General features: G+C 59.4%; 17 protein-coding genes and 1 tRNA gene. 12 read left to right on the plus strand and 6 right to left on the minus strand.

What is annotated here, in order from left to right; genetic code table 11:
- Nucleotides 1–570: 570 nt before the first annotated feature.
- The 4 genes from R6U20_RS03310 to R6U20_RS03325 all read right to left on the minus strand — a co-directional run bounded on the left by R6U20_RS03310 (nt 571) and on the right by R6U20_RS03325 (nt 3257).
- A complete protein-coding gene (locus tag R6U20_RS03310) occupies nt 571–1098 on the minus strand; it encodes a YiiD C-terminal domain-containing protein (RefSeq protein WP_410336446.1) in 528 nt (175 codons plus the stop codon).
- A gap of 263 nt (nt 1099–1361) precedes the next feature.
- Nucleotides 1362–2063, minus strand: a complete 702-nt coding sequence (locus R6U20_RS03315; RefSeq protein WP_410336447.1) for an SDR family oxidoreductase — start codon at nt 2061–2063, stop codon at nt 1362–1364.
- A gap of 61 nt (nt 2064–2124) precedes the next feature.
- Entirely contained in the window at nt 2125–2691 is a 567-nt protein-coding gene (folE, locus tag R6U20_RS03320; protein WP_410336460.1) for a GTP cyclohydrolase I FolE, read from the minus strand.
- A 143-nt stretch (nt 2692–2834) separates the two neighbouring features.
- Nucleotides 2835–3257: a 6-pyruvoyl trahydropterin synthase family protein gene (locus R6U20_RS03325; RefSeq protein ID WP_410336448.1), complete on the minus strand. Its 423-nt coding sequence runs from the start codon at nt 3255–3257 to the stop codon at nt 2835–2837.
- A gap of 283 nt (nt 3258–3540) precedes the next feature.
- On the opposite strand from R6U20_RS03325, the gene R6U20_RS03330 reads away from it, so the two are divergent.
- From R6U20_RS03330 to uvrA, 12 genes are all read left to right on the plus strand, one after another.
- Nucleotides 3541–3900 (plus strand): histidine triad nucleotide-binding protein, encoded by a 360-nt coding sequence (locus R6U20_RS03330; RefSeq protein ID WP_410336461.1) that lies wholly within the window; start codon nt 3541–3543, stop codon nt 3898–3900.
- A gap of 39 nt (nt 3901–3939) precedes the next feature.
- Nucleotides 3940–4563 carry a dephospho-CoA kinase gene (coaE, locus tag R6U20_RS03335; RefSeq protein WP_410336449.1) on the plus strand — a complete coding sequence of 208 codons (624 nt, stop codon included), beginning with the start codon at nt 3940–3942 and terminating at the stop codon, nt 4561–4563.
- Nucleotides 4564–4714: 151 nt separating this feature from the next.
- Nucleotides 4715–4788: transfer RNA gene (locus R6U20_RS03340), tRNA-Val, on the plus strand.
- Nucleotides 4789–5041: 253 nt separating this feature from the next.
- The gene (thrS, locus tag R6U20_RS03345; protein ID WP_410336450.1) at nt 5042–7009 is read left to right on the plus strand and encodes a threonine--tRNA ligase; all 1968 of its coding nucleotides are present in this window, start codon (nt 5042–5044) and stop codon (nt 7007–7009) included.
- 186 nt (nt 7010–7195) lie between these two features.
- Complete coding sequence (gene infC / locus R6U20_RS03350; RefSeq protein ID WP_410336462.1) at nt 7196–7717, plus strand: translation initiation factor IF-3; 522 nt, start codon at nt 7196–7198, stop codon at nt 7715–7717.
- 227 nt (nt 7718–7944) lie between these two features.
- A complete protein-coding gene (rpmI, locus tag R6U20_RS03355) occupies nt 7945–8139 on the plus strand; it encodes a 50S ribosomal protein L35 (protein WP_410336451.1) in 195 nt (64 codons plus the stop codon).
- Between the two features lie 159 nt (nt 8140–8298).
- Nucleotides 8299–8652: a 50S ribosomal protein L20 gene (rplT, locus tag R6U20_RS03360; RefSeq protein WP_410336452.1), complete on the plus strand. Its 354-nt coding sequence runs from the start codon at nt 8299–8301 to the stop codon at nt 8650–8652.
- A gap of 199 nt (nt 8653–8851) precedes the next feature.
- The gene (pheS, locus tag R6U20_RS03365; protein ID WP_410336453.1) at nt 8852–9862 is read left to right on the plus strand and encodes a phenylalanine--tRNA ligase subunit alpha; all 1011 of its coding nucleotides are present in this window, start codon (nt 8852–8854) and stop codon (nt 9860–9862) included.
- A gap of 62 nt (nt 9863–9924) precedes the next feature.
- On the plus strand, nt 9925–12381 hold the full coding sequence (pheT, locus tag R6U20_RS03370) for a phenylalanine--tRNA ligase subunit beta (protein WP_410336454.1): 2457 nt from the start codon (nt 9925–9927) through the stop codon (nt 12379–12381).
- A gap of 372 nt (nt 12382–12753) precedes the next feature.
- Nucleotides 12754–13104, plus strand: coding sequence for a hypothetical protein (locus R6U20_RS03375; protein WP_410336455.1), 351 nt, complete (start codon nt 12754–12756; stop codon nt 13102–13104).
- A 12-nt stretch (nt 13105–13116) separates the two neighbouring features.
- On the plus strand, nt 13117–13686 hold the full coding sequence (zapA, locus tag R6U20_RS03380) for a cell division protein ZapA (protein WP_410336456.1): 570 nt from the start codon (nt 13117–13119) through the stop codon (nt 13684–13686).
- Between the two features lie 137 nt (nt 13687–13823).
- Entirely contained in the window at nt 13824–16727 is a 2904-nt protein-coding gene (uvrA, locus tag R6U20_RS03385; RefSeq protein ID WP_410336457.1) for an excinuclease ABC subunit UvrA, read from the plus strand.
- 49 nt (nt 16728–16776) lie between these two features.
- On the opposite strand, the gene R6U20_RS03390 is transcribed toward uvrA, so the two are convergent.
- Both R6U20_RS03390 and R6U20_RS03395 read right to left on the minus strand, forming a co-directional pair.
- On the minus strand, nt 16777–17043 hold the full coding sequence (locus tag R6U20_RS03390) for a hypothetical protein (RefSeq protein ID WP_410336458.1): 267 nt from the start codon (nt 17041–17043) through the stop codon (nt 16777–16779).
- Nucleotides 17044–17073: 30 nt separating this feature from the next.
- On the minus strand, nt 17074–17533 hold a 460-nt coding region (locus R6U20_RS03395; protein ID WP_410336459.1), incomplete at its 5' end, for a polymer-forming cytoskeletal protein.

The raw sequence follows: 17533 nt of genomic DNA on the forward strand, positions 1-17533 counted from the left end.
CTGATCCGGGATCTTTTGTGATCTTCCATGGCAATCACTCGCCCGCGCAACCCAACCATTGACGTGTGACACAGCACTATTGCCGTGTCACAGATGATTCATGGGGTAACGCATGGACTCCCATTTTATAGTCATCCAGATCCTGAATCGAGTTCAGGACAGGCAAGGCGCCCCTGGCGCCGCTGATCCGGGATCTCTTGTAGACTTCCATGACAATCATTCGCGTGAGCTACCCAACCATTGACGTGTGACACGGAACTACTATAGTGTCAACGGTCAATGTGTGGGTTACAACATGCCCCGTTTACATCATGTCATCTTGACTGCGGATACCGACAGTTGTCGGTAGGAGTCCTGAGTAGAAGTCCTGACACGAGCGAAGCGACTGATGAACGCAGTGAATAAAGATCTCCCTGGAGGTTGGCAGGGGCCTCCTGTCCATCTGGCGTTACCAGGCCCCGAGGAGATGGTTCGACTGCGCTCACCATGACAGGCTTCGTGGGAGGATGATTGCAGAGCAACTATCAAAATGAGGATTGACACAGCACTACGTGCCGGTGCAACAAGTGCCTACTCTTCAGCAATCCCTGCCGGCGTAAGTGCCGCGGGAGCAGGTGTGCTGTCGCTCTCCTCGTCGGCCAGGGCCACGTAGCGGCCCATAAAGGTAAACGCACACTCGCCTGCGGCTTCGATTTTGCACTTCAGGTCGAGGCGGGCACGCCCCCAGCGGTCGAGCATCGCCTGGAAGCGGTCGAGCGCGTCCTCATTGGGGCGCTCACAGACTACAGAAATGTTCTCGCAGACCGGCTTCAGGTACTCAATGTCACTCTCCTGAATGATCACCTCCACCTGCTGCTTCATGTTATCGACCAGCTGATGCATCATCGCCCAGCCCGTAACGGTCGCCAGCATGCTAAGGCTCCCCCCGAACGCAGTGCCCATGTGATTCGCGTTGGGCTTGAGCGGAGCCGATGCACACAGACAGCCGTCTTCTTTCGGGCTCAGAGAGAACTGCAGATGCTCGGTGATCGGCATCTCTTGCATAATGAGCTGCTCCAGGTGCTCCAGCGCCTGTTCAGTCATAGACGTACGCGGCATAATCGGATGCAATAGAGTCGGTTGTGTGTGGTGAAACAGTTTAAGGAGGATTATACAAGTAGTATACGCTTCAGACACTCACACGTTCTTTGCATCTATGAAAGAGACGTGCATCACGTTTCAACTGAGTAACGTCTCGCATCATAACACGTCAACTACCCCGCACTAAAGTTTAAAGTACGGGGTTTCCTGCGCTCGCAGACGCGCCCCTCCTCATGTCGTGATGCGTACCACATGATACGCACAGTCGGCATGGGTTCGATCTACACATCGCCTTGTTGCGGACGCAGCAGCACCTCCTCCATCACGGTACGGTCGGAGAGCGCGTAGGCATGCACAACCGTGTTGGCAATGTCCTCAGCTGGCATGAGGCGCTCTGCGTCGATGTCAACACCATCCCACGTGGGGGTGTGGGTAGCGCCTGGAAAGACCGTCGTAACGCGTACATCCTCGTCTTTGGTTTCCTCGCGGACCACACGGGCCAGTCCGCGTAGCCCGTGCTTACTGGCGCAGTAGCCGGCGTTGCCCGGGTAGGCTTGCAGTGATGCCACCGACGCGGTGTAGAATAGATGCCCGCTGCCGCGCTCGCGCATGGATGGTAAGAAAGCCTGCGTGACGACGAACGCTGATGTCAGGTTTACATCGATCTGGCTGCGGAAGCCGTCGGCGGTAAGTTCGCTGAGCGGCGCAGGCGTAAATGCCCCAGCGTTGTTCACGACCACATCGGGCGTGCCCCAGATATTGCGTACGCGCTCCGCCATTGCCGCAACGGCTTCGTCATCGGTCACGTCGGTGGGACATACGAGCGGGGTAGCCCCATGATCGCGGCACGTATCAGCCACAGATTCGAGTTTGTCTGTGGAGCGCGCCACAAGTGCAATGCGGGCGTCGTCGTACTGTGTGGCGAAGGCTTCAGCAATGGCTGCGCCAATGCCCTGGCTGGCGCCGGTTACAACAATCGTCATAGCAACGGGATCGCCGTAGTGAGAAAGCATGCGTGTTCAGCCATCCAGTCTGTACGACTGCTTAGCTGCGGACTAAACGCATGAATTCGTCGCGGGTGCTGTGGTTGCGAAAGGCACCACTGACGGCGCTGGTGGTAGTGCAGGAGTTCTGTTTCTCCACTCCGCGCATCATCATGCATAGGTGCTGTGCTTCAATAACAACGGCTGTACCCTGCGGCTGGAGCACCTCGTCGATTGCCTCCCGGATCTGTAAGGTGAGCCGTTCTTGCACCTGCAAGCGGCGCGCAAAGACCTCTACGGTACGGGGAATCTTACTCAAGCCCACGATATGTCCATCCGGAATGTAAGCGACATGGGCCTTCCCAAAGAACGGAAGCATGTGATGCTCGCAGAGCGAGTACACCTCGATGTCTTTCACTAAGATAATCTCGTTGTAGGTCTCCTCAAACATGGCTTGCCGGAGGATGGCCTTGGGGTCTTGCGCGTAGCCCTGCATCAGAAACTGATACGCCTTGGCGACGCGCTCCGGCGTTTTGACGAGTCCCTCGCGCTCAGGGTCTTCCCCCAACTTTTCGATGATGGATGTAACGTGCGCTGCTACGTCGTCTGTCGTCTCTGCGTCGTACATGTCGCGACGCTCGTAGTGGGTGGGGTAATCCCCCTCCACCGTTCCGTTTTCAACGATGTCGTCGGTCACTATCTTTTTCTCAGCCATGAGTCATCAAAAAGCAAGCAAACAAAATAAAAGCAAATAGAGGAGCTACCGCAGGGCTACGACGACTCGCCGCGGTATTCGGCGAAGTTGCGTGGTGTTTCGTACAGGCGGATGCAGTGCAGTCTGCCACCGGGCAAGGTGCCTTCCAACTCGTTCCAGATCGCCACCACGAAGTTTTCGGTGGACGGAATAATGCCCTCCATAAAATCCACATCGAGGTTCAGGTTCTTGTGGTCGACCTTGTCGATGATCCGATCGTGCAAAATGGCCTTAAGCCGCCCCAGGTCGATTACGTATCCGGTTTCCGGATCGGGAGTGCCTGCTACGGTGACCTCCAGCTCGTAGTTGTGGCCGTGCCAGTTCGGGTGGTTGCAGGCCCCAAACACATCCTCGTTCCAGGCGTCCGACTTTTCGGGATTGTGCAGCCGGTGTGCTGCGTTAAAGTGCGTCTTGCGGGTAACGTAAACAGTAGGCGGCATAACGCCAGGTAGTCTCAATGAAAACACGTGCATTCTCCAACATCATCAAGCACCCATGTGGGCACCTGAGCGCACAGGGGATAAAAACGAGGGATACAATCAGACCATAGCTGTAAGGGAAGGTTCACTCTGCCTACCGAAGCGTTACAGTTCTACCGGCCTGTTCCACGCAACATGTGACCGTCCACGTAATATGAGCAAACACGCTGTAGCCTCCGGTGCCCTGCACGCCGCGTTGCTGCTGCTAACTACGTTTCTGCCTTTGCCCCAATGGCCGTTCGGTATGAGCAATGAATCCGACCCCGAACCGACTATCTTCCAGAAGATCATCGACGGCGAGGTGCCCGCCGATATCGTGTACGAGGATGAGCAGTGCATTGCGTTTCACGACATCAACCCACAGGCGCCCACGCACATCCTCGTCATTCCGCGCAAGCCGATTCCGACGCTCGACGATGTCGGCGCCGATGACGAAGCCCTTGTGGGGCATCTGTTTCGCGTAGCGAGCCAGGTGGCCGAGCAAGAAGGGCTCGACAATGGCTACCGCACGGTCATCAACTGCGGCGACGATGGGCAGCAGACCGTGTACCATTTACATGTGCATGTGCTGGGCGGACGCCAACTGCAATGGCCGCCCGGATGATGGTTTCTCGTTCCCCCTTTTTCTAAACAGCGCTGCATTGTGATTACGTTAGGCCTTACCGGCGGCATTGGAAGTGGAAAGAGCACCGCCTGCCGCATGCTCGAAGAACTGGGCGCGCGTGTCTTTTATGCCGATAACGTCGCCAAAGACATCATGCAGAACGATGCGGATGCGCGGGCCCTCATCCGCGATACGTTCGGCTCGACCAGCTACAATGAGCATGGCAAGCTGAACCGCTCGTACTTGGCCGCACAAGTCTTCAGTGATCCATCAAAGCTGGAAAAGCTCAACGCCATTGTGCATCCGCTTGTGTTTAATGCGTTTGAGGAGGCCAAGGCTGAAGCTGAATCCGACGGTGTGGAACTGCTTGTGCACGAAGCCGCCCTTTTGTTCGAAGCCGGGGGCGACGCCCATGTTGACTACGTTGCTGTAGTCACCGCCCCCGATGACGTGCGCATTCAACGCGTCATGCAGCGCGACGACACCACCGAGCGCGCCGTGCGCGATCGGATGCAGCATCAGCTTCCGCAAGACGAAATCCGCGAACGCGCCGACTTCGTCATCCCCAACAATGCCGACCGCGATGCCTTGCAGGCCGAGGTGCGTCGTCTGTATGAGCAGCTAACTACCGAAGCAGAGACCGCCTCTGACCATGCCGCATAATGGGGCCTCTGTGCAATGCCAAAACTTCCATGAATTGAGCCGATGTCGAATCCCCCGACCGCGGTAAGCATTGACACTATGCCCGCACCGCTCGTATGCTGTGCGGCGCGAGGTGGCGAGTGCCGCCTTCCTACACGGGTCTATCCTACACGGGTCTATAGCTCAGTTGGTTAGAGCGCTACGTTGACATCGTAGAGGTCAGTGGTTCGAGTCCACTTAGACCCACCGTTTCATGCTGTTTGATGCTCTGGCTTGTACCTCCCGGCTCATGTTCTACCTGCCCTCCTACGTTCGGTCGCTTATGCGAACGCCGGATACGGCAGGTGCGCGATGCCGATGAGCATACGTTCTTAACTGCGAGGCGCTCTTAGCTTCCAACCGACTTGCTAATTGCGCACATTGCCCGCCTGCCTTTGCTGAAGCGCTCTGTCCTCGCGATGGAGCGCTTTTTGTTTGTTAACTCACCCCCTTGCCTTCTATGCCCGATGCTGCCTCCAACTCGATCACCATCACGCTGCCCGACGGCTCCACCCGCACGTACGACGTGGGCGTAACGGGCCGTGAGATTGCTGAAAGCATTGGTCCTGGACTCGCCCGTGCGGCGCTCGCCATCAAAGTCAATGGCACGGTACAAGATCTGGATCGGCCCATCACCGAATCGGCTGAGATTGCGATTCTGACGTGGGACGCTGACGAGGGCAAGGAGACGTTCTGGCATTCATCGGCGCACCTCATGGCCGAGGCGCTGCAGGCGCTGTACCCCGATGTGCAGTTCACCATTGGCCCCCCCATTGAGCGCGGCTTCTACTACGACGTAGACCTGGGCGACGAGACGCTATCGGCGGATGATTTGGAGGCGGTCGAATCCAAAATGAAGGAGCTGGCCCGGCGCGATGTATCGTACGAGCGGCGCGAGGTCTCGAAAGATGAGGCGCTTGCCTACTACGAAGACCAGGGCAATCCGTACAAGCTGGAACTCATCGAAGACCTCGACGACGGCGAAATTACGTTCTACGAGCAGGGCCAGTTTACGGATCTCTGCCGCGGCCCGCATATCCCGTCGACCGGGCGCATCAAATATCCGAAGCTGCTGTCGGTAGCGGGAGCCTACTGGCGCGGCGACGAGTCGAATCCGCAGCTCACGCGCATCTACGGCATCAGCTTCCCCAAGAAGAAGATGCTGGATGCATTTTTGGAGCAGCGGCGCCTGGCGAAAGAGCGCGACCACCGCAAGCTCGGCAAGGAGCTCAATCTGTTTACGTTCAACGCCGACGTGGTAGGACCTGGCCTGCCGATGTGGCTACCGAAAGGGGCTACGCTCCGAGAAACGCTGGCCGATCTGCTTAAAGAGGAGCAACTCAAGCGCGGCTACGAGCCCGTCGTGTCGCCGCACATTGGACGCCTGAAGCTGTATCGCACAAGCGGGCACTATCCGTATTACAAGGACAGCCAGTTCCCGCCCATGCACTTTGGCGGTGAAGGGGATGAGGAAGACGGCTATCTCCTGAAGCCGATGAACTGCCCGCATCACGTCATGATGTACAAGCACGACATGCACTCGTACCGCGACCTGCCCGTGCGCTTTGCCGAGTTTGGCACGGTGTACCGCAACGAGCAGAGCGGCGAGCTCGGCGGACTCACACGCGTACGCGGCTTCACCCAAGACGATGCGCACATTTTCTGCACGCCCGAGCAGGTGAAAGCCGAGTTCAAAGACGTCATTGACCTGACACTCAAAGTGCTGGGCGCGCTCGACTTTACGGAGTTCACCGCGCAGATCTCGTTGCGCGATCCGCAGAACACCGACAAGTACGTGGGCGACGATGCACTCTGGACACAGGCCGAGCAGGCCATCCGCGAAGCTGCTGAAGAGATGAACCTTGACACGGTCGAAAAAACTGGAGAGGCGGCCTTTTACGGACCCAAGCTTGACTTCATGGTCGAAGACGCGCTGGGCCGCGAGTGGCAACTGGGCACCATCCAGGTCGATTACAACCTGCCCGAGCGCTTCGATCTTACGTATGTGGATGCGGAGGATGAGCGCCAGCGGCCCGTTATGATTCACCGCGCCCCGTTTGGCTCGCTGGAGCGCTTCATCGGCGTTCTGATTGAGCACTGTGGTGGCAACTTTCCATCGTGGCTCGCGCCCGTGCAGGCGATGGTCATTCCGGTGGGATCCGACTTCAACGCCTACGCGCAAGACGTGGCCACGCAGCTACGCGATGCTGACCTGCGCGTTAAGGTCGATGCGAGCGACGACACCGTAGGCTACAAGATTCGCGAGGCCGAGACGCAGAAGATTCCGTACATGCTCGTGGTGGGCGGACGCGAAGAAGAAGCGGGCACGGTAGCCGTGCGTGCTCACGGCGACGGGCAGCAAGATGTGATTTCGGTACAGGCCTTTATTGAAAAGATGCAATCCGAGCGCGAGGCCGCCTGGTCATAGCAAAACGTCTACGCGCCCTCGAAGTCGGGCGTTGAAGAACGGATGCTGTGCGGCATCCGCTCGCGTCAACTGCCCTTCTCTCAAAACGAAGCAACGGCGTTCAGAAATGGAACCCGTTGTTGGCACGGTGCGTGCGAATCTGCCCGTAAATCACGCAACTATTCCTGAACAAACCCCAAACCTACTATCGCTAAAGCTGATAAAGTTCGCGTAAACAGAGAGATCCGTTCAGACACCGTGCGGGTGGTCCAACCCGATGGCGAACACGATGTGGTGGACCTGGACACGGCCCTGGAGCGCGCTCGCGAGCATGAACTTGATCTCGTTGAGATTGCCCCGGAGGCCGATCCGCCGGTCTGCAAGATCATCGACTATGGCAAGTACCGCTACAAGCAGCAGAAGCAAGAGAAGCGGCAGCGGAAACGCTCGAAGTCGATGCAGATGAAGGAACTTCGGTTTCGTCCGCGCACCGACGACCACGACTACGAGTTCAAGAAGAACCATGCCCGCGACTTCTTGGAAGATGGCAATAAGGTGAAAGCCTACGTTCAGTTTCGCGGACGCGACATCATCTACAAAGATCAGGGCATGGACCTGCTGCGTCGTCTCATTGAAGACTTGCAAGACCTGGCCCGTATCGACCAGGCTCCGCAGATGGAAGGCCGCCGGATGACCACCATCCTGGCTCCGCACAAAAAGAATAAGTAGCCCCTCGGCGCAATCGCCGGGCGCGCTGCCCCTCGTTGATGCGTACGCCCCCGCTTACGAGCGCCCTCATCCACTTTTTGCAAAAGTCACGTTTCAAGACACGCCCCAGCCTGGAACGCAGGCCGGGGCGTGTCCATTCATGCACGTCCGTTCTGTCATGGGTTCCCTTTTTGGCAGGCGATGTCGTCTGACTTACGCGCTCTTTGAACCGATAGCCTTCTCCTCCTATGCCGAAGATGAAATCGCACAGCGGTGCCAGCAAACGCTTCAAGAAAACCGGAAGCGGCAAAGTGAAGCGCAAAAAAGCCGGGCGGCGTCACATTCTGACCAAGAAGTCGCCCAAGACCAAGCGCCAGCTCCGCAAAGACACGACCGTTGACAAAACGCAGGAAAAGCGCATCAAACAGATGCTAAACGACTAACAGAGTCTGTGCAGCCTCATCTGCGCAAACGCACTGGTTCGGCATGCCTGACTCAGGCATGCCTGTGCGCCTGTACTCTTGTGCACCCAGTTGATGTGCGGAGCGAGTGTGCTCTAAGACGTCCTGCTTCCTCCCTCCACCTGTTACCCAAAATCCACCATGCCACGCGCAACTAACAAGCCGCAAACTCGGCGGCGTCGTAAGAAAATATTGAACATGGCCAAAGGCTACTGGGGCCGTCGGAGCAAAACGTACAGCTCCGCCAAGCACTCAGTCGAAAAGGCCCTGCAGTACGCCTACCGCGATCGGCGCCAGCGCAAGCGCAATTTCCGCAAGCTGTGGATTACCCGCATCAATGCAGCTACGCGCCAGCAGGGCGTGAGCTACTCGCAGTTCATGGGTGCGTACCGCAAGGCGGACCTCGACATGAACCGCAAAGTGCTGGCCGATTTGGCTGTGCACGATCCTGAGGCGTTTTCGCACGTCGTTGATCATGTGATGGAGCAGGCGTAACCCCCTGCCTGCGAAGGTCGCCCGCAATGCCTTCGGAGGCTCCATTGCATGACGTTCCATCCCGCCGCTGCTGCCCCCCAGCAGGTCTGGCGGGATTTTCTATGTGGCGCGCTGCACCCTTATGGTGCTCAGTGCACACCGTAGCGTGCCCCCGTAGCCCCGTCCGCATCCGCCCCGCTCCTGCCAATCCGCCGTTCCCATGGCCGACCCTATCGCCGCGCTCCGCGCCGAACTCGAAGCCGAAACCATCACCACCGAGGAAGAGGCCGAGGCCTTTCGCATCAGGTACCTGGGCCGCAACCAGGGTGCGATTCCCGACCTCTTCAGCCAGATCGGCCAGCAGCCCCCCGAGGAGCGCCCCGACTTTGGCCGCCGCCTCAATGCGCTTAAGGCGGATGCGCAGGCGAAGCTCGATGCCGCGCGCGAACGCCTCAGCGCCGAAGACGCTGCTGACACGGGCACCGACCTCGACCTCACGCTACCCGGACGCCGCCATCATCCCGGCTCGCTACATCCGCTGACGCAGACGCTCAACGAGATCCTGCACATTCTGGAGCGTCTGGGGTTTGCCACGTACGAAGGCCCCGAGGTCGAAACCGACTGGCATAACTTCACCGCGCTCAATTTCCCCCCCGACCACCCGGCGCGCGACATGCAGGATACCTTCTTCGTGAAGGATGCCCCGCCCGATGCCCCCACGCTCTTGCGCACCCACACCTCGCCCGGACAGATCCGTGTGCTCCAAGCTACCGAGCCGCCGGTGCGCGTGATGGTGCCAGGGCGCGTCTACCGCAACGAAGCCATCTCGTACAAGTCGTTCTGTCTCTTCCATCAGGTCGAGCTGCTGTATGTGGATGCGGATGTGTCGATGGCCGATCTGAAGCAGGTGCTCTACCAACTGGCGCAAGCGCTCTTTGGAGAGGATGTACGCCTGCGCTTCCGCCCGAGCTACTTCCCGTTCACCGAACCCAGCGCTGAAGTCGACATCTGGTGGGCCGACCCCGACCACGAAGATGGCGGGCGCTGGCTCGAAATTCTGGGCTGTGGCATGGTGCACCCCAACGTGCTGCGCGCCGTTGATGTGGATCCGGAGCAGTACAGCGGCTACGCAGTCGGTATGGGCGTAGAACGCATGACGATGCTTAAGCATGGCATCGATGACATCCGCGTGTTTTACGAGAACGACTTGCGCTTTCTGCGTCAGTTTTAGCACGGTGCGCCCTGCTCCGCATCCCCCCTGAACCGTTTCTTGCACAATGCCCCCCTCGCTTCATGGACTGCTCCATCCAGTGGCTCCGTTCGTACACTGCCCCCCAGGCCGATGCTCATACCATTGCCGACCTGCTCACTATGGCAGGTCTTGAGGTGGATGGCATCGCGCATGTTGGCCAGCCGCTCGACAATGTTGTGGTTGGTCGCATAGAGGCGGTGCGTGCGCATCCGAATGCCGACCGCCTTGTGCTCTGTGATGTGGATATGGGCCCTGGCGAGTCTGTGCAAATTGTATGCGGGGCCCCTAACGTAGCAGCCGAACAACGCGTACCTGTAGCGCCGGTGGATACCAGGCTTCAACTTCCTACTGAAAAAGGGGGGGACGAACGACAGTCCATTACGCTGGAGGCTCGTGCCATTCGCGGTGAACGCTCGAACGGCATGATCTGCTCGGCGCATGAGCTGGGCCTGACCAGCGACGCCAGCGGCATTATGGTGCTTGACGACGACGCCCCGGTGGGTATGCCCTTCGTGGAGTATTTGCAAGCGCATAACATTGCGCCGACCGACACGGTGCTCGACATTGACCTGACGCCCAACCGCGCCGACGCTGCCAGTCACTTTGGCATTGCGCGCGATCTGTCGGCCCTGACTGGCGCGCCGCTGCATCGTCCCAACGTAGACCTGCCCGAAGAGGGCGGCCCCGTAGCTGAACGGTTCAGCGTATCGATTGCAGATGCAGAAGCCTGCCCGCGTTACGTAGCGCTCTGTGTTGAGGATGTGGAAGTGGGTCCATCCCCCACATGGCTACAGCAGCGCCTGGAGCGCATTGGGTTGCGCCCGCGCAACGTAATCGTGGATATCACCAACTTCGTGCTGCACGAGTGCGGTCAGCCGCTGCACGCCTTCGATGCCGACACGCTGCAGGGCAATGCGATTCATGTTGACACGGCACCCGAAGAAACCGCCTTCACCACGCTCGACGACCAGGAGCGCACCTGCCCGGCTGGCACACTCTTCATTCAAGATGCAGACCGCCCTGTGGCCATTGCGGGCGTTATGGGCGGGGCGGATACGGAGGTCACCGACAACACGACAACCGTGCTCATCGAGAGCGCCTACTTCGATCCGTCGCACATTCGCCGTACCGCGAAAGCTCTGGCATTGCAGACCGACTCGTCGTACCGGTTTGAGCGTGGCGTAGACCGCGAGGGCCAGGTGTGGGCAGCCGCCCGTGCCGCCGACCTCATGGTAGAGTTGGCAGGAGGCACCCGGGTTGACGGCATGATCGACGTCCACCCCAATCCGCCGGAGCCGCGCACCGTTACGCTGCGCCCTGAGCGCGCCAACACCCTTCTGGGCACTGACCTTGCACAGGCGGATATGCAGGCGCATCTCGAATCCATTGGCATTGCCGCCAAGCCCATGGGCGATGGGCTCCGGTGCACGCTGCCGACCTGGCGCCCCGACCTGGCGATCGAAGAAGACCTGATCGAAGAAGTGGCGCGCCTGCACGGCTACGACCGCATTCCGCGTCCCGAACGCATCCAGATCCCCGCACGTGTAGCCGACTTGTCCGGCAGCGAGCGCGGGCACCGCAACGAAGCTCGTCAGTTGCTGCGCGGGGCCGGCTTCCGCGAGATCTACACGAACAGCATGCTTCCGCTGGAGGTAGCCGAGCAGTTCAATCCGCACGACACGCCGGTTGTAGAGACACGCAACCCCATCTCGCGCGAGATGGCTGCGCTGCGTCCGCGCCTGTTGCCGGGTGCACTTTGTGTGCTACAGCACAACCACAATCACGGCCACGACGCGATCCGGCTGTTCGAGTTTGGCCGGGTGATGCGCCGAGCCACTGCCGACGAAACCACGCAGGTGCCGGGTACCGCAGAACACGAAGCCCTCCTGATCGCCGCCACCGGTACGCACGCACCGCGCCACTGGGACCGGGCCGCGCGCAGTACCGACGTGTACGACCTAAAGGGCACCGTGGCCGATCTGTTACGTGCTCTTGGGGCTGAAGCCGAGTTTGCGCCATCAACGGACACGCCGGGCTACGTGGCGTACGCCCTCGACATTGCCGCCGATGGTGTGGCGCTGGGCACACTGTCTTGCATCCACCCGGACACCGCCACTCACTATGACCTGACCGAGGCTGTGCTCATAGCCGAGCTCGACTGGGCAGCTGTTGTTGGCGTGGTGGATACGCAGCCCGGCTACACGCCGGTGCCCCGGGTGCCTGTGGTAGAGCGCGACCTGGCTGTGCTGATAGATGCCGCAGCGCCCGTGGGCCCACTACTCGACACTGCAAAAGACGCGGGTGCTCCGCTCGTGAAACATGTCGAGATGTTTGACCTGTACGAAGGCAAAGGCATCCCCAACGGCAAACAGAGCGTAGCCCTGTCGATGCGATTGGCGTCTGACCACACCCTGACCGACGAAGAAATTGACCATTGTATAAATCAGGTGACTGCCGCCTTGGCGAACCAGCACCATGCCACGCTACGGGAGCAATAACTCTAATGGTAGATACGGTGCAATCCTGATGTGGTAGTTCCTATCGGGTAGAGAGGCTCAGTTTCAAATGATGGTAGCTTTCCTGGGTCTTGTGTTTGGGCCGTCTCGTACTGCTGACATGGCCGGACAGGGGGCTGTTCGCCCACGACAATGTTTTTATCAGATGAACCATCAGTTAGGAAGACCCGCTCTGTTTGGACGGCTATTTACGGCTTTTTTGCATATGCGGCACATCCGTTGCAATTAAACGTAAAGGTACATTGTTGCTTTTAAATTGAACACGTCGCATCATGTCTGTACATGACACGGCATGATGTGGATCGTGCTTCATGCCCCGTGCTTTGTGACCAGCGGCTTTTGGCCCCACATGCCATGACTGCCGAGTCTGATTCGTCTACGTCCAATGGTACTTCTGAATCCCGCACGGCACTTAGTGCCGTCCCCGATGGGCTTCGTCCTACCGTACAGATGTTAATTGTCCAGATTGAGGCCGCCTCGAAACAATTGAAGACCCTACAGGCCGAGAACGAGCGCTTGCGGGCGCGTGTCGCCGAGTTGGAACAGCGCCCCGAAATCCCTGAATCGGCGCTTGTGCTGCCTCTTGAAGAAGCCGACGCCGATACGCTTGCCGAGAACCTGGATGCTTACATCGAAACCATTGATGTGCTGTTGGAGAACTTACCCGATCCTGACTCGGCAGCCGATACCTCCCCTTCTGCATAACCCCCTCTGGTTATGGCTACCGACGATATGAAACCGATTCGCGTACACATTATAGGGCGTGAGTATGCCCTTCGCGTGCGCGAAGGCGAGGAAAAAACGACGCGCCACCTGGCTGCGCAAATCAATGCACGCATGGAGGCATTTAAGGATGCCCACCCCGAGCAGGCTGATCTTACCACCTCGGTCATTACCGCGCTGGCGATGGCCGAAGAACTGAACGACCTGCGCGACGAGTTAGATCAGATGCGGGAACAGGTCGAGGCTGCCCGTGAACACGAGCATGCCCTGAATCAGATGCTGGAGCATCTGTCGGAGCAACTGGCCGAGGTCCTGCCCTCTGGAGCGCTTCCCGTTGCTCCCGATGCGCCCGATCCCCTGCCCTCTGAAGACTACGACCCCGATGTGTCGTCGGCCTCGGATGGGCATGCTGGAAACGATGTATCTCCCCCTGCTCCCACCCTTCTTCTGGGGAGCAACCCTGCATCTGACGAACGCGATGCAGAAACCACCGATGACGACCCATCTGATGATGCCTCTGGGCAGACGGCTCCCGCCGAAGGCCCGACGTCAGACAACGCGTAGCACATCGCTTTGGTAGATGCATCATCATTACGAGTCCGTCAAGCCTGTGGCGGATACGCGGCGCATCTTACCGGGTGGACGATTGGTTCTATGTTGATGTTCGCCTGTTGCCTCGTTCTAACGCTGTCGCCTCCCCTATGACCAAAACGCTCGATACAGCGCCTCCTCAAGATCCCGTCATTGCCAACGCCTCGGCTGAGGCGCGCGAAAAAGCTCGTACGCACATCGTGGTGCGTGGGGCACGGCAGCACAACCTGAAAGACATTGACCTGGATGTGCCCCGCGAAACGCTGACGGTAGTCACGGGGCCGTCGGGATCTGGAAAGTCGAGCCTGGCTTTTGATACGATCTATGCCGAGGGGCAGCGCCGCTACGTAGAAAGCCTCAGCGCCTACGCCCGCCAGTTCCTGGAGCGTATGGACAAGCCGGATGCCGACCTGATTACCGGTCTGGCTCCGGCCATTGCCATCGAGCAGAAGACTACGGCAAACAACCCGCGCTCGACGGTCGCTACGCAGACGGAGGTATACGACCACCTGCGGCTCTTGTACGCACGTATCGGCACCACGATCTCGCCGGTGAGCGGGCGGCCCGTCACCAAAGACACACCGCGAAGCGTGGCGCTTTCGATTGAAGAGGAGCTGGACGACGGCACGCGCTATTACTTGTGCTGCCCCGTACCCGACCGCAGCCGCGCCCTGCGGGATGAGTTGAAGAGCCTGCGCGAGCGCGGGTTCTTTCGCATCCTGCTGCTGCCTACGGAGAAGCAGGCTGAACGTGGCGAGCAGCCCGACGTGCTGGACCTCAACGACACACCACCCAGCAAGGTGAACAACTATGGGCGCAAGCGCCTACTCGTCCTCGTTGACCGACTCAAGGTGAAACGGGGCGACGCTTCCACCCGCACCCGTGTGGCGGAGTCGGTCGAGCAGGCGTTCGACGTGGGCAACGGACGCTGCGTGGTGCAGGTGGCGCGCCGCCGTGGTGACGATGCCGACGGACCCGCGCCGCAACTGCACTTCAGCGCGCGCTTCGAACGTGACGGCATGCAGTTCGAAGAGCCCACGCCCCTCATGTTCAGCTTTAACAGTCCGGTGGGCGCCTGTCCCGAGTGCCAGGGCTTTGGCCGTGTGCCCGGGCTCGACCCCGATCTGATCGTGCCCAACAAGGGGCTGTCCATTCGTGAGGGCGCACTCGCACCGTTTCGCACGGACAAGTGGAGCAAGCACTTCCGCAAGCTCATCCGTGTAGCCGCCGAAACCGGAATCGATATCGACTGCCCGTACCGTGAGCTCGACGACTGGGAGCTCGACATCATCTGGGATGGCCAAGACGAGTACATTGGCCTCAACGGCTTCTTTGAGTTTCTAAATGAGCGCTCCTACAAGACGCACCACCGCATCTTCCGCGCGCGCTTCCGTGGCTACTCCACCTGCCCGGAGTGCAACGGCTATCGGCTGCGCGAAGACGCGTACTACGTCAAGATCAACGACACGCATATCGGTGAGGTGTGCGCAATGACCACCCGCGAGGCGCTCGACTTCTTTCAGGATGTCGAGCTCTCCGACCACGAAGAGGAAGTTGCCGGGCGGGTTCTTGAAGAGTTGCGCACCCGCACCAAGTACCTGGTGGATGTGGGGCTCGACTACCTCACGTTCGACCGGCTCGCTCAAACACTCAGCGGCGGCGAGAGCCAGCGCATCAATCTGTCCACCTCGCTGGGCTCTTCGCTTGTCGGCTCGCTCTACGTGCTCGACGAGCCGACCATTGGGCTGCACCCGCGCGACAACGATCGCCTCGTGGGCATCTTGCATCGCCTGTGCGACCTGGGCAATACCGTGCTGGTGGTGGAGCACGACCCGGTTACGATGGAGGCGGCGGATCATCTTATCGACATGGGCCCCGCCTCGGGCCAGTTTGGGGGCGAGGTCGTGTTTCAGGGATCGTACAGCGAGATCGTAAACGACGAGGAATCGCTCACGGGCCAGTATCTAAGCGGCCGCACCGCCATCCCCATTCCAGATGAGCGGCGCCCTGCGGATCCCGACCGCATGCTCACCATCACCAACGCGCGACAGCACAATCTGAAGCACATCGACGTTGAGATTCCGCTCGACGGCATTGTGTGCGTTACGGGAGTGTCGGGCTCGGGCAAGTCCACGCTCATTCAGCAGACGCTTTACGAAGGGCTGCACCGCCTCAAAGGCGGCAGCGGCGACGGCAGCGTGGGCGCTCACGACGACATTCGCGGACACGTGCTTGTTGATGGTGTGGAGATGGTCGACCAGCAATCGATTGGGCGCACGCCGCGCTCGAATCCAGCCACCTATACCGGCGCGTTCGACGGCATCCGCAAGCTCTTTTCGCAGACGCGGCAAGCGCAGATTCATGGCTACGACCCCGGCTTCTTTAGCTTCAACGTCGCGGGCGGACGCTGCGAGTCGTGCAAGGGTGAAGGGGTGGTCAAGGTCGAGATGCAGTTTCTGGCCGACATCTACCTGGAGTGCGAGGCGTGCAACGGCCAGCGCTACAAGCAGGAGGTGCTGAACGTGACGTACAACGGGAAAAACATTGCCGACGTGCTGAACATGACGGTAGACGAAGCCGCCGACTTCTTCGAGGGCGAGCGCTCGGTGACCAACAAGCTCGATGTGCTGCAAGACATCGGGCTGGGCTACCTGTCGCTGGGACAGCCCTCCACCACGCTTAGCGGCGGCGAAGCACAGCGCATAAAGCTGGCCTCGCACCTGGGCGGACGTCACTCCGACCGCATGCTCTACATCTTCGATGAGCCCACCACCGGGTTGCATTTCGACGACATCCGCAAGCTGCTAAACGCGTTCGATCAACTGGTGGAGCACGGGCACTCGGTGCTGATCGTAGAGCACAATCTGGATGTCATCAAGTACGCCGACCATGTCATCGATCTGGGCCCCGAAGGCGGTGCTGAAGGGGGAGAGGTAGTCATCACCGGCACGCCCGAGGAAGTCGCTGCGCATCCCACCAGCCACACCGGGCGGTTTCTGAAGGAAGTGCTGTGAATTGAATAGAGGCGCTGCCGTATTCAGCAATTTCGCTTCGCTCCGTGTACTATTGTTGAGAGGGAGGCGGAGCATGGTAGAGTTCGACCAAGATGTACCCAGCTCCTGTAAGTCCGATAACAGCGCCAACGACCAGTCCCCATGGTGCAGTGTTCAGTTTTGCATCGAAAAATACCCCCAGCAACGGCGGGCCCGCTGCAGCGCTCAGGAGGCGCAGGCCCAGGTCAGCATATGGCATCACGTCGCGTCCAACCTTTTGGAAGGTCGACCGCCACGAGTCGTTTTCTGGAGGCGGAGCGTCGGAATCGGTAGCCACGGGAGCGCTGAATCAGAAAGCGATAGGGAGTTACGAGGAAGCCGTGTCGGAAGCGGCATCGGCAGACGCAGTATCCTTGGCTGATGACTTTGACGCAGTGGACGCGCGGTCGGCGCGGGCATCAGTTTCAGTCTTAGAAGCGGCATCCGAAGACGCATCGTCTCCCATGACACATTGACCTGTAAAGCGTGCGCCTTCCTCTACAACAAGCCGCTTCGTGTGGATGTCTCCGTCGATGCGAGCCGTACTTTTGAGGACGAGCCGCTCAGCGATGCGAAGTTCGCCTTGCACATGGCCGGCAATGTCGGCGTTAGTCGCAATGATCTCGCCTTCCACCCCTCCACTTTCGGCAATAATGGCGCGTCCGTCTACTCGCATCGTTCCGATGATGCGTCCACTGGCGCGCACATCGTTTTCGGCGTGTAAGGTGCCCTCGAAGGTGGTGCCCTCGCCTACCAGATTAATCTGGTCCGATTTCGTTCGGTTGCTT

Source organism: Longimonas sp. (assembly GCF_046498435.1).
In the GTDB taxonomy this organism is placed as follows: Bacteria; Bacteroidota; Rhodothermia; order Rhodothermales; family Salinibacteraceae; genus Longimonas.